This window comes from Pedobacter gandavensis, from assembly GCF_014172405.1.
Lineage (GTDB): Bacteria > Bacteroidota > Bacteroidia > Sphingobacteriales > Sphingobacteriaceae > Pedobacter > Pedobacter gandavensis.
The window spans coordinates 1849738-1872950 of the sequence record NZ_WNXC01000001.1; the positions used below are offsets into that span (position 1 = coordinate 1849738).

General features: G+C 38.8%; 17 protein-coding genes and 1 tRNA gene. 11 read left to right on the forward strand and 7 right to left on the reverse strand.

Annotation, left to right across the window (positions count from 1 at the left end; translation table 11 throughout):
• Nucleotides 1-308: 308 nt before the first annotated feature.
• The 7 genes from GM920_RS07550 (at nucleotide 309) to GM920_RS07580 (ending at nucleotide 12820) form a co-directional block, all read left to right on the forward strand.
• Nucleotides 309-3089: a TonB-dependent receptor gene (locus GM920_RS07550; protein WP_182955063.1), complete on the forward strand. Its 2781-nt coding sequence runs from the start codon at nucleotides 309-311 to the stop codon at nucleotides 3087-3089.
• Nucleotides 3089-3853 carry a GLPGLI family protein gene (locus GM920_RS07555; protein ID WP_182955065.1) on the forward strand — a complete coding sequence of 255 codons (765 nt, stop codon included), beginning with the start codon at nucleotides 3089-3091 and terminating at the stop codon, nucleotides 3851-3853. The genes GM920_RS07550 and GM920_RS07555 overlap by 1 nt, the downstream gene beginning before the upstream one ends.
• A 158-nt stretch (nucleotides 3854-4011) precedes the next feature.
• On the forward strand, nucleotides 4012-5628 hold the full coding sequence (locus GM920_RS07560; protein WP_182955067.1) for a CTP synthase: 1617 nt from the start codon (nucleotides 4012-4014) through the stop codon (nucleotides 5626-5628).
• Nucleotides 5629-5648: 20 nt separating this feature from the next.
• Nucleotides 5649-7448, forward strand: a complete 1800-nt coding sequence (yidC, locus tag GM920_RS07565) for a membrane protein insertase YidC (RefSeq protein ID WP_182955068.1) — start codon at nucleotides 5649-5651, stop codon at nucleotides 7446-7448.
• Nucleotides 7449-7600: 152 nt separating this feature from the next.
• Entirely contained in the window at nucleotides 7601-10450 is a 2850-nt protein-coding gene (locus GM920_RS07570; RefSeq protein WP_235964465.1) for a S9 family peptidase, read from the forward strand.
• A gap of 113 nt (nucleotides 10451-10563) precedes the next feature.
• On the forward strand, nucleotides 10564-11376 hold the full coding sequence (locus GM920_RS07575; RefSeq protein ID WP_182955069.1) for a class I SAM-dependent methyltransferase: 813 nt from the start codon (nucleotides 10564-10566) through the stop codon (nucleotides 11374-11376).
• Nucleotides 11377-11548: 172 nt separating this feature from the next.
• Entirely contained in the window at nucleotides 11549-12820 is a 1272-nt protein-coding gene (locus GM920_RS07580) for a nucleoside recognition domain-containing protein (RefSeq protein WP_182955070.1), read from the forward strand.
• 133 nt (nucleotides 12821-12953) lie between these two features.
• Here the strand turns inward: GM920_RS07580 and GM920_RS07585 are convergent, their stop codons facing one another.
• Nucleotides 12954-13190 carry a hypothetical protein gene (locus GM920_RS07585; RefSeq protein ID WP_182955071.1) on the reverse strand — a complete coding sequence of 79 codons (237 nt, stop codon included), beginning with the start codon at nucleotides 13188-13190 and terminating at the stop codon, nucleotides 12954-12956.
• A 121-nt stretch (nucleotides 13191-13311) separates the two neighbouring features.
• On the opposite strand from GM920_RS07585, the gene GM920_RS07590 reads away from it, so the two are divergent.
• On the forward strand, nucleotides 13312-13716 hold the full coding sequence (locus tag GM920_RS07590) for an OsmC family protein (protein WP_182955072.1): 405 nt from the start codon (nucleotides 13312-13314) through the stop codon (nucleotides 13714-13716).
• Between the two features lie 98 nt (nucleotides 13717-13814).
• Entirely contained in the window at nucleotides 13815-15185 is a 1371-nt protein-coding gene (locus GM920_RS07595; protein WP_182955074.1) for an exonuclease domain-containing protein, read from the forward strand.
• Here the strand turns inward: GM920_RS07595 and GM920_RS07600 are convergent.
• A complete protein-coding gene (locus GM920_RS07600; RefSeq protein WP_182955076.1) occupies nucleotides 15182-15652 on the reverse strand; it encodes a YciI family protein in 471 nt (156 codons plus the stop codon). The genes GM920_RS07595 and GM920_RS07600 overlap by 4 nt on opposite strands.
• Nucleotides 15653-15827: 175 nt before the next feature.
• Here GM920_RS07600 and GM920_RS07605 point away from each other — a divergent pair.
• Together GM920_RS07605 and GM920_RS07610 are read left to right on the forward strand one after the other, a co-directional pair.
• A tRNA-Arg gene (locus GM920_RS07605) sits at nucleotides 15828-15901 on the forward strand.
• 145 nt (nucleotides 15902-16046) lie between these two features.
• The gene (locus tag GM920_RS07610) at nucleotides 16047-17234 is read left to right on the forward strand and encodes a tyrosine-type recombinase/integrase (protein WP_182955078.1); all 1188 of its coding nucleotides are present in this window, start codon (nucleotides 16047-16049) and stop codon (nucleotides 17232-17234) included.
• Here GM920_RS07610 and GM920_RS07615 read toward each other — a convergent pair.
• The 5 genes from GM920_RS07615 to GM920_RS07635 all read right to left on the reverse strand — a co-directional run bounded on the left by GM920_RS07615 (nucleotide 17231) and on the right by GM920_RS07635 (nucleotide 23212).
• Complete coding sequence (locus tag GM920_RS07615; RefSeq protein WP_182955080.1) at nucleotides 17231-17800, reverse strand: hypothetical protein; 570 nt, start codon at nucleotides 17798-17800, stop codon at nucleotides 17231-17233. The genes GM920_RS07610 and GM920_RS07615 overlap by 4 nt on opposite strands.
• Entirely contained in the window at nucleotides 17797-17979 is a 183-nt protein-coding gene (locus GM920_RS07620) for a hypothetical protein (protein WP_182955083.1), read from the reverse strand. Before GM920_RS07620 ends, GM920_RS07615 begins: the two co-directional genes overlap by 4 nt.
• The gene (locus GM920_RS07625; RefSeq protein WP_182955086.1) at nucleotides 17976-18356 is read right to left on the reverse strand and encodes a hypothetical protein; all 381 of its coding nucleotides are present in this window, start codon (nucleotides 18354-18356) and stop codon (nucleotides 17976-17978) included. Before GM920_RS07625 ends, GM920_RS07620 begins: the two co-directional genes overlap by 4 nt.
• 11 nt (nucleotides 18357-18367) lie before the next feature.
• Entirely contained in the window at nucleotides 18368-19018 is a 651-nt protein-coding gene (locus GM920_RS07630; RefSeq protein ID WP_182955089.1) for a glycoside hydrolase family protein, read from the reverse strand.
• A gap of 147 nt (nucleotides 19019-19165) precedes the next feature.
• Nucleotides 19166-23212, reverse strand: a complete 4047-nt coding sequence (locus GM920_RS07635) for a phage tail protein (protein WP_182955090.1) — start codon at nucleotides 23210-23212, stop codon at nucleotides 19166-19168.
• Nucleotide 23213: the final 1 nt, after the last annotated feature.

Consider the following 23213-nt stretch of genomic DNA (forward strand, 5'->3'; position numbering starts at 1 on the left):
TTAAAACAACAACAACCCAAAACCGCATATTCTAACCAAATATACTTTAACAAAAGAGCCCGGATTTCATTCGGGCCTTTTTTATGCAGCAAACTTTTGCCCCTCAACTTCTTCTGGCATTCTCCATAGGACGATCCAGACTCAAAAACCTCAAACACTGAATGATTCCCCTCACCCAGCACCCTTTAAAAGTTTAACTACCAACGCTTCTAATTTAAAATTCTTAAAAGAATATGATTAAAAATTAATAGAGACAAAAAAAATGTTGTTAGATTTAGGAAATCACTAGGAGGAATAGCCGGTAAATTATGCTGAAAAAACTTTTCACTTATATATTTTTCACTTTATTTTCATTTACCGCTTTAGCACAAAAATCTGTCATCAAAGGTTTCGTTGCTGATACTTTAGAAAAAAAGGTTCTTGAAAATAGTGCAGTCCTGTTGATCAGGTCTGCGGATTCTATATTAGTGAAAACTGCCCGTACTGACAAAAACGGACGTTTCGAATGGGGAAATATTAGAAATGGCAATTATCAGCTGTTGATCAGTTACCCTAAAATGGCCGATTATCTTCGCAACATCAGCATTGTAGCAGATACCATCGTTGACCTCGGGCAAGTAAACATGGAATTAAAATCAAAATTACTCAATGAGGTGGTCATTGCAGCCACAAAAAAAGCCATCAGAATGAGTGGCGACACCCTGGTCTTTCAAGCTGATAGTTTCGCTGTGCGGAACAATGCCAATGTACAGGAACTGTTGAAACGACTTCCAGGAATGGAAGTAGATAAAAACGGTGCGATTAAATCCCAGGGAAAAGAGGTGAAAACCGTATTGGTAGATGGAGATGAGTTTTTTGGCGACGACCCTTTGCTGGCGACCAAATATTTAAAAGCGAATGCGGTAGATGAAGTCCAGGTGTATGAACGAAAAAGCAAGACTGCCGAACTCACTGGAATTGACGATGGTATCAAGCAAAAAACCATCAATATCAAACTTAAAGACAATGCAAAGAATGGTTATCTAACCACCCTGGATGCCAATGCAGGAACCGATGCCTTTCAAGATTATGGCGGCATGATTGGCGCGTTTAAAAGTAAATTGAAGATGGCCATTTTTGGCACTTATTCTAACCTGGATAATGATTCAAAGATCAACAACTCTATGCGTAAACTGAAAGGAGAGGATTATGACCAGATTGAGATTGGAGACGATGGCAGTTCCATCATGTATTCTTCTGGCGGTGATGATGATGACGATTACTACTCCTCTACCGGCGGGCTTCCCAGTAACATCAACTTAGGCGCTCATTTTTCAGATAAATTTCATCAAAATAAGATGGGTTTGAAATTAAATATCAAAGTATTTGACAATAAAAACACCAATCATAAAACTTCCGATTCCCAAGAGTTACTCCCATCTGGGCAGAAATTCACGAGTACAGGTAGGACGGACGATCATTCTAATGTTACCGGAGAAAATATCCGTGGTACTTATACCTATCACACCGACTCTTTATCCATCCTAAAAGTATCATTTGGCCTAAAAAAGAATCGGACTTATAACGAATCCAGAAGCCTGAATGGCAGCACCAATCAATTTGGCTTACCCATCAGTCAGAATAACCAATCAAATATTGGAGAGGGTTCAGGCGATTTGTTTAACGGTAATATCAACTGGTCCAAAAAGTTTAAGAAAAAAGGAAGAATATTGTCGATAGATATTCAACCAGAAAGCCAACACAGCGAAGGGTTGGAACGCAGCGTGAACCATACGGAGTACTACAACCCGCAAGGGCAATGGAACCGCAGTGAAGACATCAACCTGATCAAAGACAATTCAGGCCAGCAAAATTCCATTGGAACCCGGATCAGCTATGCGGAATTGTTAAGCAAACGCTGGTCAATGGAAGCCGGATATACCTTTAAAACCATTGCCTCAAGTAGCAATAGGTTAGTTTATGATGCCGTTACAGGAAGCCCTCAAAAAGTAGACTCTCTCAGTAATAACTTTAAATTCATTAACTTCTCGAATATTGGCAAGCTGATTTTTCAGTACAAAGTGAAAAGTTTTTCTATCTCAAGTGGTCTGGAAGCCACACAAACCAATTTTGAACTCAAGGATATAGACAAGAATAGTAATTTTCAACGCAATTACCTCAACCTATCTCCAAGAACTAATCTCTTTTATAAGATCAGCAACAGCACCAGTATGTCACTGAACTACAATGGGTTTACGCAGCAACCCAGTATCGAGCAGATACAACCCGTAATTCAAATTAACACGCCTTTATATCAGGTAATTGGTAATTCTTCCTTGAGACCTTCATTCACTAATAATTTTGCGATTTCTTACAGTAGTTACCTCATGAATTTTGACCAATTTATTTCCGCGAATCTAAATTATGGTTTTACAAACAATGCCATTGTGACCTCCGAAATTGTAGATGATTTTGCCAAAAGAGTTTCCAGCTTTGTGAATTTAAATGGCAATAATTCACTGAGCGGAAATGTGTATTATTCCAAAGGATTTTCGAAGCTTCATTTCCGTATGGGGCTAGACCTGGGCTTTTATCGCTCCGAAAACCTCGCCAAATTGAATGGCGTACGCAATAAAACCATCAATACACAATACAATGTTAAAGGTACTTTCAACTATTACACCTCAAAAATAGACCTCTCCTATGCTCCTTCTGCATCGATTATGTATGGAACTTCTTCCATCGGGGGCTTTAATGATGGTAAAAGCATCATCCATAATCATGAATTTTCTGGAACCGTGCAATTGCCTTATCGTTCAGAGTTTAACACTACTTTATCCATCTCACTTCGTCCAGCCAATGCATCATTCGGAACAGACCTGAATGTGGTCATCCTTAACAGTTATTTAGCAACTAAACTAGGAAAAAATGAAGCATTTGAGCTAAAACTAACGGCAACTGACATCCTCAATCAAAAGATTGGTTATAATCGCTTTGTGGGCGGAAACCTCATTTCTTCAAACACATTTAGCTATATTCCACGTTATGTACTGATTGGCATAAACTGGAATTTAAGTGGTAACTTTACTAAAGCCCCGGCTAACCCATAATGATCATGAAACAACTGGCTTGTCTGTTAATTTTTTCAATTTCTTTTACTGCGGTAAAGGCACAGCAGCTTTTCATTCGGAATGGTACCATCATCTTTGAGAAAAAAGTAAATGTACAGCGGCAATGGGCAGAGTCCGGCCTTTCAGAGGAGGCTAGAGAAAGGATGAAAAAATACAAGATCAATCATTGGGAATTCTCATTTGATTCTTCGAAATCCATTTTTCGTCCCTCAAAAAAAGAAGAAGAGTCAAATGAAAATTCCTTTTTTGGATCAATAGAAGAATCCGAAAATGAACTATATGCCAATTATGACCAGCAAAAAAGAATCATCAAAAAGAAAATCTGGGGAGAGGATTACCTCTTAAATGATAGCATTCCAAAAGTGGAATGGAAAATCATGCATGACATCAGAAATATTGCCGGTTATGATTGCAGAAAAGCGGTAGGCATCATCAATGATTCCGTCTATGTGGTGGCTTTTTATACGGATGAAATTCTATTAAAAGGTGGTCCGGAAGGTTTCAGCGGCTTACCTGGTATGATCCTTGGATTGGCTATTCCTCGCTATTTCAGCACCTGGTTTGCCACCAAAGTAACGCCCTATACAGAACAATCGCTGGCAATTAACCCGCCTTCAAAAGGAAAAAAAACAGATACCCCAAAAGAATTCAATAAATTAATAGAAATATTAACGCGATATGAGCAACCGCAAAAACAAAAGCCAGAAGAGGTGAAAAAACGGCTCTACGGTTTCACACTCTAACATTATCAGCAATAAGTGCTTATGTCTGGAATTTGCAACATCAACAATATTTCCACATTTAGCCCTTCAGCTTCCGTTTTATTTGCTAACTTTGTATCCCGTACAAAAACAATAAAAGTAGCCTATAAAGTTGCTTTTATATTCAGAAAATCACAAACATGACTAAGTATATTTTTGTTACGGGCGGTGTTACTTCCTCTTTAGGTAAGGGCATCATCTCCGCTTCATTAGCCAAATTATTACAAGCAAGAGGTTACAGTGTAGCCATTCAAAAATTTGACCCGTATATCAACATCGATCCGGGAACATTAAATCCATACGAACATGGCGAATGCTTTGTGACTGAAGATGGTGCTGAAACAGATCTTGACCTTGGTCACTATGAGCGTTTCTTAAACATTCCAACTTCGCAGGCAAACAACATTACCACCGGAAGGATTTATCAAAATGTAATCAATAAAGAAAGACAAGGTGAGTATCTAGGAAAAACGGTTCAGGTAGTTCCACACATCACTGATGAGATCAAACGCAACATGCGCATCTTAGGTGATACTGGTAAATACGACATCGTGATTACAGAGCTTGGTGGTACCGTTGGTGACATCGAATCTTTACCATTCATTGAAGCTGTTCGTCAGTTTAAATGGGAAGAGGGTGCTAACAATGCGATTGTAATTCACTTGACATTGATTCCTTTCCTTGCTGCCGCAGGTGAATTGAAAACAAAACCAACACAACATTCGGTAAAAGCATTATTGGAATATGGTATTCAACCAGATATCCTGGTTTGTCGTACAGAACACCATATCAATATGGATATCCGTAAGAAAATCGCGTTATTCTGTAATGTAAATATCAACGCGGTTGTTGAATCTATCGATGCTTCGACCATTTATGATGTTCCATTGTTGATGATGAAGGAGCAATTAGACAAAACGGTATTGAGTAAATTGAAGCTGGCTCAGAAAAACGAACCAGATATGGAAAGCTGGAAAGACTTCCTTGGTCGTTTGAAAAACCCTACTTCAGAAGTTAAAATCGGTCTGATTGGTAAATACGTAGAGCTTCCTGATGCTTACAAATCGATTATTGAATCGTTTGTACATGCAGGTGCTAAAAATGAGTGTAAAGTAAAAGTAGAATATATCCATTCTGAGGGGATCTATGCAGATAATACCAAGGAAAAATTAGCACACTTAGACGGTGTATTGGTTGCTCCAGGTTTTGGTAGCCGTGGTATTGAAGGAAAAATTGATGCGATTAAATATGTTCGTGAAAATGATGTTCCTTTCTTCGGTATCTGTTTAGGAATGCAATGTGCAGTCATTGAATTCGGTAGAAATGTATTGGGACTAACCAATGCGAATACTGTTGAAATTGATGAAAACACAGAGAATCCGGTAATTAACATGATGGAAGACCAAAAAAATGTGACCAATAAAGGTGGTACCATGCGTTTAGGTTCTTATCCATGTGATGTTAAAAAAGGTACAAAAGCTTATGCAGCTTATGGCAAGGCTCACATCACTGAGCGTCACAGACATCGTTATGAGTTCAACAATGCATACTTAGAGCAGTATGAAGCTGCAGGAATGATTGCTTCAGGATTAAATCCGGACAGTCATTTAGTAGAAATTGTGGAGCTTAAAAACCATCCTTTCTTCGTTGGTGGACAATTTCATCCAGAATTAAAATCAACAGTTGCTAATCCTCACCCACTTTTTGTTAAATTTGTCGCCGCCGCGATGGAATTTGCGAAGAAAAAAATCAAATAATACGAGTTTAAATAACAATAATGGATAGAAATACGTTTACAGGCCTGTTCCTGATCATGATCGTTTTGGCCGGTTCTTTTTACTTTTTTGGTCCTAGTCAGACTGAAATCACCAAAGAAAAGGAAAGAATTGCCGCAGATTCTTTGAAAAAAGTTAATGCAGCCACAAAAACTACTGCTCCTTCAATAGCAGCGGCAACACCAGCTGTTGATTCAGCAACATTATCAGGACCATTTGGTGGCAGCATCACAGGTACTCCTCAAACTACTGTTTTAGAGAATGAGAACTTAAAATTAACCCTGACCAATAAAGGTGGTAAGATTTTATCCGTACAAGTGAAAGGTGTAAAAACTTACAATGGAAACCCGGTTATTTTATTTGACGGTGACCAGAATAAGTTCGGTTTGAAAATGAACATAAATGGTAAAACATTAAACACCGATGATCTTTATTTTACACCAACAGTAGCAGACAACAAAGTGAGCATGCGTGCCACTTACCAAGGAGATAAATACATTGAATATACTTACGATTTAAAACCTAAGTCGAATAATGTTGCGTTTAACATTAGTTTGAACGGCTTAAATCAAGTGATCCAAACAGATTCTATCTCACTGAACTGGTCTGCAACGTTATTAGAGCAAGAAAAATCTGCTAAGAAAGAAAAAGAGCACTCTGCTCCTTTCTACAAATACACGAATGCAAGTCCGGATCATTTGAGCGTTGCTAAAGATCAAACTGAAGAGTTGAAAAAAGGAAAAGTTGAATGGTTCTCTTTCAAACAACAATTTTTCTCTGCAGTATTGATTTCTAAAGATGGTTTTGAAAGTGGTAGACTTGCCATTACAGATTCTACCAAACCTGGTGAGATCAAACGTTATGATGCCGATATGAAAATGCATTTCGGTCAGTCAGCTTCACAAAGCTATGCGATGGATTTCTACTTCGGTACCAATAAGTTCGACAGGTTAAAAGCACAAGGACACGAAATTGAAAAACTGGTTGATATGGGTTACTGGCCTTTAAAATATATCAACAGATTTATCGTATTGCCAGTGTTTAAATTCCTGGAAGGCTTTGGATGGAACTATGGCTTGATCATCCTGATCCTGACAATCCTCCTTAAATTGGCGATGTCTCCATTGACTTATAAATCATACATCTCTATGGCTAAGATGAGAATTCTTAAACCAGAAATGGATGAGATTAAAGCTAAAGTCGGTGAAGATAACCCAACACTTTTACAACAAGAATACTTGAAATTGTACAAGCAGGTAGGCGTAAATCCACTAGGGGGCTGTTTACCGATGCTACTTCAATTGCCTTTTGTAATGGCCTTCTTCTTCTTCTTCCCTAACTTGTTTGAGTTAAGAGGAGAAAGCTTCTTATGGATGAAAGATCTTTCCACTTATGATGATTTCATCAAATTTGGTGTCACCATTCCATTTATCGGAGATCACTTGAGTTTAATGTGTGTATTGATGACGATTTCAACATTGATCTATACTTATTTCAACAACCAGATTTCAGGTGCAACAGGTCAGATGAAATACATTGGTTACATCATGCCAATCATTTTCTTAGGGGTCTTGAATAGCTATCCTTCAGGATTAAACTATTACTACTTCCTGGCGAATATGTTGACATTTGCTCAACAGTTCCTGATCAAATCTATGGTAGATGATGAGAAGATTCACCGTACTTTACAGGAGAACAAAACAAAACCTGCGGAGACCAAGAAGAAATCTAAATTCCAATCGAGATTAGATGACTATATGCGTTCGCAACAACAAGCTGCAACTCAGGCTAAGAAAAAATAGTCTTTTTTAAGACCTTGCAAAAAGCACCTTTCGAGGTGCTTTTTGCATTTAAGGCCAATTTTGCATTGTAATAATTTGGTGTAAAATGCGGATATAGCACTAAAAAATCAGAAATTTAAACCTGAAGAAATAAACTAGAAAAAACAGTCTTTATGATGCACAAAAAACTTACACTACTTCTCCTTTTGTTTGCCAGCGCAGCCTATGCGCAGAAAAAACCACTGGATCATAGTGTTTATGATACCTGGGAATCTGTGGGGTCAAAACAACTTAGCAACAATGGCATGTGGGCCATGTATGGCATTAACCAACAAGAAGGAGATGCGAACTTATACCTGAATAACCTACTGAACCACTCAAAACTCAAAGTAAACCGTGGTACAAATGCACAATTTAGTGCAGATTCAAAATATGCAGTATTTACCATTAAGCCTTTTCAAAAGGATATTCGTCAGGCAAAAATTAAAAAGAAAAAAGCGGATGATCAACCTAAAGACAGTTTAGGAATTGCCAATTTAACCAGTATGGCTGTGCTAAAGATTGCCCGCGTGAAATCTTTTAAAATGCCAGAAAAAGGCTTTGGTTTTTTAGCATATCAATTGGAAAAACCTATGGATACGGCTAAGAAAACTCCTGCACCTGCGACGACAGATAAGAAAAAAGATACAGAAGACTTTTTCGCAGATGATGATCCGGCAGGTGCTTCCAGCAAAACTGAAGGAACAGATTTGATCTTTAAAAACCTGAATACTGGTGTAGAACGCACTTTCAAATATGTAAGCGAGTATGCTTTCAGCAAAAATGGCAAGCAATTTATATTTGCTTGTACTGGTGCTAAAAAAGACAAAACGGCTCCAGTAGGAGTATTTGTTTTGAATACAGAAAAAGGAACACTGAAAACATTAGTCAAAGGAAAAGGCACATTCAAAAACTTTGCTTTTAATGAGGATGGCGCATATTTGGCCTTCGTAGGTGAACAAAGTCCAGAGAAAGCAGAGATCAAGACTTTCAATGTGTACTACAATTCTCTTTCTTTAGATACCGCACAGATTCTGGTAGACAATGCGATTCCTGGTATGCCGGCAAAATGGGCGGTAAGTGGTGATTCCCGTGTTAATTTTAGCAAGGACGGTACAAAGTTATTCTTCGGAATCGCTCCTGTTAAAACACCAAAAGACACCACGCTTGTGGATTTCGAAAACGCGAAACTAGACATCTGGGGTTATAAAGACGATTACCTACAACCAATGCAGTTGAAAAATGCAGATAAAGAAGCGAAAAGAACTTACCTGACTACCATTGAAATCTTCAACAGTGAACCGAGAATCGTTCCTTTAACGGATGTAAAGCTTCCTGATGCAATGTTAATGAACGAAGGAAATGCACCTTTCGCATTGGCCTCTACTGATTTCGGCAATAGGATTCAACAACAATGGACCGCAAGTACGATCAAAGATTATTACCTGGTAGATGTCAAAACGGGTGCTAGAAAGAAAATCATTGAAGCCCTTTCTGGCTCTGCAATGGCTTCACCAGCGGGTAAATATGTGCTTTACTTTGATAAAAAAACAGGTATTTATTCAACTTATCAAGTGGCTACCGGCAAGGTAACTACGCTAAACAATGGTTTAGCCGTGAAATTGGTGGATGAAGAAAATGATGTACCAGATGATCCTTCAGCATATGGTGTGGCGGCCTGGACAGCGGATGATAAGACTGTCTTAATCTACGATAGATATGATATATGGGAGTTCTCTCCAGATGGGAAAAGTCCGGCGAAAAATATGACCAACGGTTTCGGCAGACAAAACAAGCTAACTTTCCGTTATCAAAAGGTAGATCCGGAAAGCCGTTTTCTGGAGAAAAAGCAACATATTTTAATGGATGCTTTTAACAACAACACTAAGGAAAATGGTTTCTATAAAACCAATGTTGGTGATCAGAAAAACCCAGAAATGATTGTGATGGAGAAATACAAATACTCAGATTTAGCCAAAGCCAAGGATGCGGAAATGTATATCTACGATAAAGGAAACTATAGTGTTTCGCCAAATGTATATGTTTCAAAAGATCTAAAAACAGAGATCAAATTGAGTAACACCAATCCTCAACAACAAAACTACAACTGGGGAACTGCCGAATTGGTGAAATGGGAAACACCTAAAGGTTACAAATCAGAAGGAATTTTATATAAACCAGAGAATTTTGATCCAACTAAGAAGTACCCGATGATTGTGTATTTCTATGAGAAACTTTCTGATGGCCTATTCTCTTATCAAGCCCCTGCTCCTACACCTTCGAGACTGAACATTTCTTTCTTTGTAAGTAATGGTTACCTGGTATTTGCTCCGGATATCTCTTATGAAACAGGTTATCCAGGTAAATCGGCTGAAGAATTTATCAATTCTGGTGTAGAAGCCTTAAAGAAAAACCCTTGGGTAGATGGCAGCAAGATTGGAATCCAGGGACAAAGCTGGGGCGGTTACCAAGTGGCACACCTGATTACACGCACAAATATGTATGCTGCAGCATGGGCAGGTGCACCAGTAGCCAACATGACTTCTGCCTATGGTGGAATGCGTTGGGAAAGCGGAATGAACAGACAATTCCAATATGAAAAAACGCAAAGTAGAATTGGTTCTACCCTTTGGGAGAAACCAGAGCTGTATATAGAGAACTCTCCTTTATTTTTCTTACCAAAGGTAAATACACCTTTAGTAATCATGGCGAACGACGCAGATGGCGCCGTACCATGGTATCAGGGAATTGAGATGTTTAGTGGCTTAAGACGCTTAGGTAAACCTGTATGGATGCTAAACTATAATGGTGAAGCACATAACCTGGTTCAACGTCAGAATAGAAAGGACATCCAAATCAGAGAACAACAGTTTTTTGATTATTATCTGAAAGGTGCTAAAGCTCCAGCCTGGATGACTTCAGGAATTCCTGCGACAGAAAAAGGAAAAACCTGGGGTTTTGAACTGACCAACGATAAACCTTAATCAGTAATTGTTAATACAAAATAAAGCGGCCGCATCCCTTAATTGGTGATGTGGCCGCTTTGCTGTTTCTTATCCTATTTTTTATCATATTTGAATAACCAAGTCATTGAAGTATGAAAACCGAAGACAATTACCTTGAAATCAATAGGCAGTCCTGGAATGCTAGAACGACTGCTCATTTGGAATCTGATTTTTATGATGTTGAGGGCTTTCTAAAAGGAAATTCTTCTTTAAAACCTGTAGAGTTGGCTATGCTTGGCGACATTCGAGGAAAATCAATTCTCCATCTGCAATGTCATTTCGGACAAGATTCTATTTCCTTGGCTAAAATGGGGGCAAAAGTTACCGCTGTAGATTTATCTGATCAGTCTATCGCCAGCGCAAAAGAGCTAGCAAAAAAATCAGCTTCGCTAGTTAACTTCATTTGTTGCGATATCTATCAGTTACCGAATCATTTGAATGAACAATTTGATATCGTTTTTACAAGCTATGGTGTGATTTCCTGGCTCCCAGATCTGGATAAATGGGCAAAAATAATTTCTAGGTTTCTAAAGCCAAGAGGTAAATTAATTTTCGTGGAGTTCCATCCTGTAGTTTGGATGTTTGATGACAATTTTGAAAAAATAGCTTACAATTACCTTAACTCAGGAGCTATTTTGGAAACGGAAACTGGAACCTATGCTAATAAGAAAGCAGAAATCACTCAAGAATACGTGATGTGGAACCATGGTTTGGGGGAAGTGATCAATGCCTTGATCAAAAATAATATGGAAATCAATTCCTTAGATGAATTTGATTATTCACCATATAATTGTTTACAACACCTACTAGAAGTTGAACCTGGGAAATACAGAATTGCACACCTGGAAAACAAAATCCCCATGGTTTATGCTGTAATGGCCACAAAGAAAATCGCTATTACCTAATGACTTTTCAGTTGGTCCTTTTACAAAACAATTAGCTCATTAATCAATCCAGTTCACATATCTGGCAGATAATTTATTGCTTTACCTGTCCAAAAGCAATAATTCTTACGCTTCCACACCGAATTATTAGATTCAAAACGATAAATTTAACCGTTCAACTAATTTTATTTTAATGGCCCTAAGTAGAATCTGGTCTGCATTCATCATCATTGCGATTGTAGTAGCCAGTATTAAGTGTTTCTTTTTCGGAGAAACAGAAATTTTCAACCTGATGATTATTGGAAAAGCCAGTGATGCAGGTAACGTATTAAAGGTAGATGGGGTCATTGAAACCTGCTGGACCGCAGTAAATATCTGCTTAAAGTTGATTGGAATTATGGCCTTATTTATGGGCTTTATGAGCATCGCGGAGAAAGCCGGTGGCATCCGTTTGTTATCGCGGATTATTGGCCCATTCTTTTCTAAACTTTTCCCTGATGTACCAAAAGGCCACCCAGCTACAGGTCACATGGTGATGAATTTTTCTGCAAACTTATTAGGTCTTGACAATGCAGCGACTCCTTTCGGATTAAAAGCAATGGAAAGTTTACAGGAACTAAATCCCAATAAAGATACCGCATCCAATGCACAAATTATGTTTCTTTGCTTACATGCCTCTGGTCTGACCTTAATTCCTGTGAGTATCATCGCCGTCCGTGCTTCGTTAAATTCAGCCAATCCAACAGATATATTTATCCCTTGCATGATCGCTACTTTTGTAGCTACGATGGCTGCCATGTTTATCGTTTCTTTTAAGCAAAGAATCAATGTTTTTCAGCCTGTCATCCTGGCTTGGGTGTTAGGCCTTTCTTCGGTTATTGCTTTACTGGTACTATACCTTACCAGCCTCACGACCTCGAGTTTACAAGAATTTTCAGGTATTTTAAGCAACGGATTATTACTCTTGATTTTTCTTTTGATTGTCTTGGGCGGATTATATAAGAATGTTAACGTATATGATGCTTTTGTTGAAGGTGCAAAAGGAGGTTTTGATACTGCTATCCGTATTATTCCCTACCTGGTGGGGATGCTGGTTGCCATAAGTTTACTGCGTACCAGTGGTACTTTTGACATCATCATCAATGCACTAAAACATCTTTGTGCCACAATAGGTATGGATTCCCGGTTTATAGATGGTATTCCTACCGCGCTGATCAAACCCTTAAGTGGAAGTGGTGCAAGAGGTATGATGATCGATACCATGACTGCCCATGGTCCTGACTCCTTTGCTGGGAGATTATCCAGCATCTTACAAGGTTCTTCGGACACCACGTTTTATGTGATCGCCGTTTACTTTGGTTCAATAAGCGTAACCAATACACGCTATGCAATTGGCGCGATGTTGTTAGCAGATTTAGTGGGTGTATGTACCGCTATTGGCTTATGTTACCTGTTTTTCGGGTAATTTTTGGCACTTCTTAATTAGGCATAATTGCCTATTATATCTTTATGAAAAATGGGGCTAGAATTAAGGTTTTAGACCCATTTTTCATTGGTTAAAGCCATAAATCAATATTTAGCCTACTATGTTTTTGAAATTACCGCAGTTTACTGATTGACAAACGGTTAATGATTTGTTCCAATATCCTTGGCTCTACACTGGTATGCCTCGAAGACCTCCAGGTGCTGGAAGAATCAAGCCAAACGCAAAAGGAATGATAGCCGTCTAACACCACCGCATAGGTTTCATGGAAATCGTCTTGAATCTGAAGGCAAAAACCATTCACTGGCTTGCCTTGAATATCAAACTGGAAGTTGAGATAAGTGCTTAGCATATTAGTAGTGGTTAGGTGAGTTATAACAAATCTAAGTTTGAAATGTTTAGCTAATCTTAAGGAATTGATATTATATTGTAAAAAACAATTAACGATTTATAAACCCTTTTATTACTCCAATATGGCCGCAAGTAAAATTACTGCAATCACAGAATTAGATCAATCACATTATAAAACAAAAATATATTCCAATGGGCATTTCATTTATGCTGATGAGCCAGAAGAAGTTGGGGGAACAGATGAAGGAATGGCACCAGGTGCTTTGTTATTAGCAAGTTTAGGCAGCTGTACGGCCATTACCATCAGAATGTATGCCGACCGTAAAAAGATGAATCTGGACACCATTAAGGTAGAACTTGCCATTTGCAATGAAGAAGAAATGAGTAAGGAAACTACCATCACCAGAAAAATAACTTTTACCGGCGACCTATCTCAACAAGATCACGATAGGTTAATGCAAATTGCAGACAAATGCCCAATTCATAAGATTCTTAGTAATCCGATTAAAATTGAGACCAGTATTTAATTGGTAAATTCTTACAGTCGAGTCATTTATTTGAATTATTTAATAATATACTAAAATTATTAGCATATTTACAAATTAAAATCAACTTTTAAAGAAAAATGCTGTACGCTGTTGTAGATATAGAAACCACTGGTGGTCATGCTTCAGGAAATGGAATTACTGAAATTTCTATTCTAGTGCATGACGGTGTTTCTGTGGTAGATTCATATGAAACTCTGATCAATCCAGGGCAATATATTCCAGGCCATATTGAAGCCTTAACAGGCATTAGTAACGATATGGTCGAAAATTCACCGATGTTTCATGAGGTGGCTGATGTAATTTACAACCTGTTACAGGATAAGGTTTTTGTAGCACACAATGTAAATTTCGACTTCTCTTTTATCAAGCACAACCTTAGCCTTGCAGGTTATGATTTAAAATGCAAAAAGCTTTGTACAGTAAGGTTGAGCCGTAAAATAATACCCGGACACGCTTCTTACAGTCTTGGAAAGTTGTGTGCCGCATTAAAAATTTCCTTGAATAACCGCCACAGAGCTGGTGGAGATGCGGCTGCAACCGCTGAATTGTTGACTCTTTTACTAACCAATGATTTGGAAGGGATCATCCCGGCTTCGCTCAAAATCAGTTCTAAAGAACAAGCGCTCCCTCCTAATCTTCCGAAATCTCAGGTAGACCAACTTCCCCTTTGTCCTGGAGTATATTATTTTAAGGATCAAAAGGGAAAAGTCATTTATATTGGAAAGGCGAAAAGTCTCAAGAAAAGGGTGTGTTCTCATTTTACAGGAAATAATACAGGGAAGCAGCGTCAAAATTTCCTTAAAGACATTTATTCTATAGATTTTGAGATTTGTGGGACGGAGCTTATGGCTTTCATTCTAGAAGCGACAGAAATCAAGAGGCTCTGGCCGGAAAACAATCGTGCACTGAAGCGTTATGAACAAAAATATGCGCTTTACGCTTTTGAAGATCAAAAAGGCTACCTCAGATTAGGCTTGGATACCTTTAAAAAGAATATGCCGGTGTTATACAGTTTCAATACCATTCTGGAAGGACATCAGGTACTAAAAATTCTGATCAAAGACCATTTTCTATGTGAGAAACTTTGCTATATCCAAAGCAAAAGACTGGCTTGTACGGGGCATGAGGAAGGAAATTGCAGCGGTGCCTGCCTGGGTAAGGAGTCTGCCCCCGCCTACAATGTACGGGTAAAATATGCAATTGGACAGCTGAAAACCATGCTACCAAGCTTTGCCATTTTAGATACAGGAAGAACTGAAGACGAACAAAGTTGCATCCTTGTAGAACAAGGGAAATTATATGGGATGGGTTATATTTCGCAATATAGTGATGTTAAAGAATCTGGAATGTTGAAATCAGCATTGAAACCTTTCCCGTCCAATGATTATATCATGCATTTGATTCTGACACATACAGAATTACATCCACAGAAGCGAATTGCCATTTAATGACTGCGTTTTTCTATTCTACTGTGGATTTTCAGCGTTTCCTTTAAAGCCGCAGAACCATACCAGATATATAGCTCCACATCTAGTAATCTAGATTGAATCGCAGGATCCGTGCCCACTAATTGCTCCGCTTCAGCGATGGTAGGCACATCAAGAATGAAAATCCCACGATAGCTCTTATCATTCTTTCCCATTGGGCCAGCTACGACCAGCTTGCCTTTTTCTACCAATTTCCCAATATTTGCCATGTGCCCAAGGAAAACACTATCCTGTTTGGCCTTAGAAAAACCCTTTTCCGGCCCTGTTTTTAAAATAGCAAGCACATATGTCTTCATTCCGTAATCATCGGCATGAAGTTCTTTAGCCAGCTTCTCATCATAGTTTTTATTGATCTCCTGCCCTAAAACATCAGTATAAAAACCTATATTGCAGCATATTAACACCCAAAACAACAGTTTTATTCTCATTTTTAACGAAAGTAGCAGCTTTATCCACTACTTTTCTATTTTACTAATTTACATTTTTTTTCACACTGTATCGTGCTTAACAGCAGGCAAATGCACTTTACAGGCAAGAAAAAAGCAAAATAGATTTGTAGATATACATTTTTACTCCTACATTTGTCGCACCAACAAGGGAAACGCATCCATAGCTCAGCTGGATAGAGCAACGGTTTTCTAAACCGTAGGTCATAGGTTCGAATCCTATTGGGTGTACAAGATTTATCTTAAATTAAGGCGACATTGCTCCAGATGTCGTCTTTTTTTGTGCCTAAACACTAAATACTAATATTTTTAGCATATATTTGGCACGAACAAACCCCTACTTTTCTTACACCATGCTTACACTATTGTTTACACCATGAATATAAGTTTGAAATTGCTGCTCTACACGCATAAGACCTACTCAGATGGAAAACACCCAATCGTTTTACAATTTATCACGAAACGTTCAACTAAAAGGAAGGTTATACATAAATGCTTTATTGAGGAATGGGATGACGTCCTAAAAAGAATAAAGACTAAAGTCCCAAACTCCGCCTATATAAACAAATACATATCTGAAAAGTACGCAGAAGCTGAACAGAATCTATTTAGCGTAAAAACCGGCGACTCTAACGAGGATACATTATTTGAAACTAAGGAGGAGCTCACATTAGCCGAAGCATTTGATTTGGAAATGGAACGCTTAAAGTCTGACATGAAGGTCGGGTCATACAATAAAGTAAACGGATTTAAAACACAAATTTCTGATTTCACTAACATTGAAAATCTTTTTTTAAGCTCAATGGACCTTAATTGGTTCCAGAAATTCGCAAAGCATCTAAAAACTCTTGGCAATAATGGAACTACGGCTCAGAAAAAAATAAAGACTATTCGATCAATAGTTGCTCGTTATTATAAAGGATCCCTTAGCGAGGAGCTTAAAAACTTTAAGCTACCAACAAACAAAACTGTTAAGCAAAAACTTAATTCCGTAGAAATGAAATCCCTAGAAGACTTATCACTTCCAGAAGGAGATCTAATTGCAGCCACTAGAGACCTATTTTTACTTCAGGTTTATTTAAGGGGTGTTCGTGTTGGAGACATTTTACAGGCATCCGCAGATCAGTTTAAGAATGGGGTCTTCACCTACACTGATGATAAGACCAGTAAAACAGCATCCATGAAAATCATTGGTAAAGCCCAGCAAATCGTTGATAGGTACATAGGAAGGCATGAAAGACTATTTCCATTCTTCAAATGGAGCCCTAACAAAAAGCTAAGCAAATTTGACAATAAGGCTGCTCGAATGAAGGAGAAAGAAATATGTACAGCAGTCGTAAATAAATATTTGAAGATAATTGCTAAAATGGCTGGAATCGACAAACCACTCTCTTCTCATATTGCCAGACATACATTTGCACGAATGGCAATTGATAAAATAAATAATCCTATGGTGACTATGGAATTATTGGGACATAGTAGCCTTGCAGTTCATCAAAATTATTTAAATGATATTAGAAAAGATGACGAATTGGACCAGGCTGCTGATGATATTTTTGGTTAAGCCTTAAAACGATTCTTCCACCAAGATTTAAACGAGATAACTATAATAATCAAGATGATCAATCCAGCTGCATACCACCACAAACTAACCGGCTCCTTTTGAATATCGTAGGAACCGGATGATTTATTTGCCTCCTCCTTCTTTGATTCCGACATTGCTGACTGCTGGGTAATATCATTTTGATTCACAGTTTCCTTATTAAATTTAACCGGCGCCAGCCGAGGCTTTATAGTAGCGATTGTTGAAAGGATGCCGGTGACCGGATTGAGTACCAGCCGAACATCCAACAGATCATTTTTAACCGCGGTCATGCCATTCACCAAGCTATCCAGGTTCAAGTAAGTATCTTGATGAAATGTTTGGCCGGGTACCGTGATCACTGTATCCAATTTCTCCTTAATAGTCGTGACAGACTTATCAACGATCAACCCAATTGAATCTTTCCGGATTTCGGATTTAGTTTCCAGCTTTGTATACTCCTTTGACTTGAAAACGTTCCTAAAAGCACCACACCCTGAAAGCAGGATGATTATTGAGATCAGGAAAGCATTGATGTAATTTCTCATAGCTGTTTGATTAAACGATCCAACTCTTGGGCTCTGGCATTTACGGAATCTACTTTGACACTAATTGGAGTGTTCAAGGTAGACGCCTTTTCTTCTGGTATTGACTGTGGTTTTACTCCATTGGATGTTGCCCCTGTCATGAATAGCACGAAAAAGGGCATTATGAATAACTTTCTCATTTCCTCTTATTTTTGTTGAAATACTGCTTAACTGATTCTACTGTACCATTAAGATTGATTAGGGATGTATCCAATTTTTTAGAATTGCTATCCTGTTGTGCTTGGTATGGGGCCAGCTGCTTGGGTAGCTCGCGTTGAACACTTCTACGAACTTCCAAAATCATTTCTTCTTTGGATTTAGCATACTCAGCAAGGCGCAAAGCATCTACCTCATTCTTTAGGGTGTACTGGTAAAAGTTAAGCCCCAAAGAAAGAATGAGCACCGTTGCAGTCATGTTCTTTTGCATGGCTGTAAACAACCTATCAAACATTCTTTCAATCCACGCAGCCTTCCTGTCGACCATATCTTGTTTTTCTGGGATGATATTTCCTTCCATTAAGTGCGCTGCTATATCTTATTTAATTCGGCTAATGTTTGAGGGCCGGCAATACCATCTGGAACCAGATTATGTTTTGTTTGAAAATCAATTACTGTCGCGCGGGTATTTTTACCAAAAATCCCATCATCAGGTAAACCTAGTTTTGATTGAATGAATTTAACCTGATTGATGTATAATTGCTCGTCAGTAGCCTGGTGAGTATTAGCTGGAGTGAAATACAACTCAGCTTCTCTTTTCCTTCTTGCCAAAAGAATTGGCTTCCCCCCTGCATTTTTCCAAGCTTCAAAGGCTAATTTAATTGACGGATCTTCTTTATTTTCATTAACCTTCTTTAGCAAGGTTGATGAACGAAAACCGGAAGCTCCAACATTGAAAGTAAAACTAGTTAATGAGTCAAATTGGTTGTGATTTATGTCATCTCTGGTGTTTGAATAAACTGCCAGTTCATAATTCCGAAGCAAATTCCGGAATAGTTTAATGGCTCTTTCGGTGGAAATTGGAGGATCGGTGATTTTAACCTTGGTCCCATTTTCATAATATGTACACCCAATTCCAATAGTTGGCACACCCACTTGGTCTAAATAGGGCCTTTTGACTAGCCCTTCTTCTTGAATTAGGAATTGGATTCCCTTATTTGATGTTTCTGTAATCTCTTTCATATCTCCCTCACAATTGACTTTGACACAAACTTACTCGTGTATACTTAATGAAAATAAGGGGAGTTTTGACAATAGAATTCATTGTCAAGCATTTATGTTTCAAACAAAAAAACCGGCTTTCGACCGGGTTTGTCTATTGCTTTATTCCTATGCCCCGTTCCCGCTTCCTACTAAAATCCCATTAGAGAATATAAGGTGGTAAGCATCTTGACCATAGAAATATGCAAATCGTCCTGAGATTCCATTCATATCTGTTGAGCCGCTCCTAACTGTTATTGTTCCCGTAGTTCTAATTCCATTTCTATCCATAGAAGATCGCTGTGAGCCATTTGGAGTCCCAGCGTTTATACTACCTGTTGTTGTAATAGCTTTCCTGCCTATATAACTAAACCCGGCTGCATGAGTTGGTGAAATTCCAATTGAAAGTCCTGGTCCCATACTTGAATAATAGTATCTAGCTTCAGAACCCGCATAGGCCATATACAAATAATCCTTTGGATAGGAAACCTCTCCGGTGATCGGATTTGTAAGTGCTAATGGAGGATATAAAGTATAATAAGCAGCCTCCTGTGCGCTATCATCATCCAGTACAGACACGACATTATTGTTCTCATCTAAAAGTCTTATATTATTTTCAACGCCATCGATTATAATTCTTTTTCGGTTTGCGGAATCAGTTCTTATGCTTTTTGAAACGATGTCCAAAGCTTCGATATAAGCTGCGTTAATGATGTTTGCCCTAATGTAAGCAGCATCCAATAGCAAAACGTTTAGTTTTCCACCCTGAAACACTGATTGTCCATTAATAGCCCACTGATCAATATCTTGATATGCCGTAGCCTTCAGTGAGTTGGTTAAAGTAGCATATTGAGCATTGGCTGCATTTACAGCGGCTACTCTCGCAGCTTCAGCTTTATTTGAAGCATCTGCAGCAGCATTGATCTGCGCCTGTGAAGCTTTATCATTGGCCACAGTTGCGGCATAAGCATTGGAGGCGTTTATAGCATTTACCCTTGCTTGTTCAGCTTTTGCCTGAGCGTCACTTGAAGCAGCGGCTATAGCTTCAAGTTTAGCTGTATTGGCTTTAGCCTGTGCAATGGCCTCTGCAGTTGCGTTTGCGCTGGCAATGGCAGCTGTCTGTGCTGCGTCGGCTTTTGATTGGGCGTCTGTGGCAACAGCTTCAGGAGCAATAGAGAAGTCACTTGCTTTATTACCTTTTTCAATCATCAGATTTTCAATTCGATAACCCTGGCCGGATAATCCCTGAAAATCAATAAAATTATATACCGCGTCTGTCCAGTTTTGAACATTGAAAGTGAACGTAAATCTCTTACTTGATGTAGTGAAATCAAGCGCGCCGCTAGAGTAAGCGTCATTACATACAATTTGAGTTGTTGCATTCCAATTTACAGTATCAACCCATCCGTCAAAACTAACCGTATGCCACCCGTTAGATGTTATACATCTGCTTAATCTCATTAAAGCAGTATTAGCGCTTGTCCCAGCAATGAGCATTCCGGTATTTGATTTCCAATGCAACGCGGCTCCTTGGTATCCATTAAAATTAAGGCCTGCCCAATAGTAATTCCTCCCACCAACTTGAAGATTATTGACAGCCGTATCATCAGTATATTTACTGGATTTGCCCCAATCAGACGCATTAAAAGCACCAGCCAACCTTTCAGTTACACACCTCATCAACTCACCGCCGGCTCCTTGAGCCCATAGGTCACCCCTTAAATATGGTGTATATGGTTGATCAACAAACACAGTCCTTTTGCCATCAGCTGTATCTTTAGCCTTCCCGGCCAACAATAAAGCTTGCTGTGTTGCTGTATCAGTGATCACCTTCCATGTCCATTCTCCATTTTCAAATACCCAACGCCATGAAGCTCCTGTACTTGTATTACTGAAAGTGTCATTTCCATGCTTCAACTTTAATTCAGGAGTATTCCATTCAGAGGCAGGAAGGTTTGATGGTGTGGGATCATACTGATAAAAGTAGCTTTCAATAGCACCATCTATCTGAGCTTGTAAATCAGCAATTTCAGTAGGTAAAACGGCGGTAATATAATCCTCAACACCAGCAATAGCCTTAGCGGCATCGTTGGCAGTTTGTTCAACCAAAGCAATATCTTTCAGGCCTCCATTATTCGTACGGAAGGAGATTTTCCCAAAAATTGTACTGTTATCCAAGTCAAACCCAGTCTGGCCATCGCGGGAAACAATTTTACCAATCTTCAATCGGTTACCATTGATATCAGCAATACCATTGGTAAAATCTGAATTTCTCCATCCATTTAAAACAGGATACACTACCCCTGCAAGGAAGTGGTAATAATCAGGAACATCCTCCGGCTTGATCTGTTCGGTAGTCACCACCCATGACCCAAACTGTGCAAGCCTACTACATTTTGCATATACATAATAAAGTGATGCAGGTTCCATTTCAATCTGCACCAAATCCGACATTACCCAAATATTTTTATCACCAGGATTTGAAATTTCAAAATGGATCAGTTCTCCGGTGGAAATAAATACAGAATTGGCATTACCGTTAAAGTTGTCAGTGATGAAAACCTGGTTCAATTTGAAATTCTGAGATTTTGCCCCAAAGATTCCAAGGATAGCAGTAAGCACCCCTACATTATACCGTTCGGCCTGAAGCATCCCATCAGTATCGAAAATACTTTGCTCAAAGGCACGAAGGTTCTGAACCCCTCGCTTAGCTAGTTCAGCACTTTTCCGATCAATAACCTGGATTTCTTTTTTAGCGCGGACAACATCAGCGAAAAGCTTTACCACTTTATCGTAACGGATCTCATTTCCAATAATCGCGGATACTTTGAAGCGATTTACAATTGGGTAACCAATCTCAGTAACACGTAGCATTTCATTTGCATTAATATCAGTATCTACAACCGTACTACGATCACCAACGCTTAACCGAATATTATTCGACCGTAAGACCTTTTCATCAGGAGTCAAGCCATACAATAACCTTTGCAATTTATTGTCATTCAGGAATTCAAGTGTTTTTTCCTTCAATTCCAATTCAGAAGCAACCTTATATGCGGCTGGCATCATCATATCAATGAGGGTGAATTTATCCCCAGGCTCCGGAAAGTTAAGTGCATTTGGAAGAGGATATCCATTGGTATCCTTATTTATGATCAGTGTTATTGTCTTCGTCGCATGATCATACTTTTCAATTTCAAAATCAACACCAGTAAGCGCTCCTGTTAAGAATGACGCTTTAGGCTTCATCTCCTTTGGCATTAAGGCAAGCTGAGCATTGATATCAAAATCAATCGCAGTATCCGTAATAGTGGCCCCTATCACTTCACCTGCAGCATCTTTAATTAAGGTTGTCCCTGTCACCGATCCTTTAAACCGTGGATAAATCTCTGGATCCTCGAATTTACCTTCCTTTACCCTTTCGGTGCCGGCGGTTACTCCAGGAGTTTCAACATAACGCTCCTCAAAAACTAAATAACCTTTGGTTGTACCATCTCTGTATGATGCATCAATATTTCTAGTACCGCCCAGACCATAAGCCCGGTTAATTACATTCTTACCGGTATCTGGAGCTCGTTCTATCTGGTGAAGCCCTTTGCCTATTCCAACTTCAAAAGTTAAGCCGGTATCACGCCCAATGGTTTTAACCATCCGAATCGTACGGCCGGAAACTTTGTACTCCAAACCAAACCTTGCAGCAATTTCATCCAAGGCAGTACGGGCATAAGTCCAGTTGTAATCAATATGCTTTTCTTCGGTATCATCAACCTCACCAACCAACCATCCAGAGCTATTTCTATTGGCATTATCAACCATAAGTTGAAGATGACCTCTGGCATTACTATAGTAAGGAAAAACAGGATCGCCTTCATGAAAGATATAATCATTTAAAAGCAGGTAAAACTCCGTCTCAAAAACTACATCATAGTTTTTGGATAATGAAGAACTGTCTTTGCTAAACTTTGGAAGCGTATTAATTATGTAGATTTCAGGAATACCGGGCTCATCTTCATACACAATGTAATCACCTTCCTGTAAATCAATTGCTGTTTGGACCACAATTGGACAAGTGATAAGCTTAGTCCCATTCAGCTTTTCATTATACATAGTGCCCTCATCAATATCAACAGATGCAATGATCACTCCCTCTCTAAAAATATCTACCTTATTAATCATT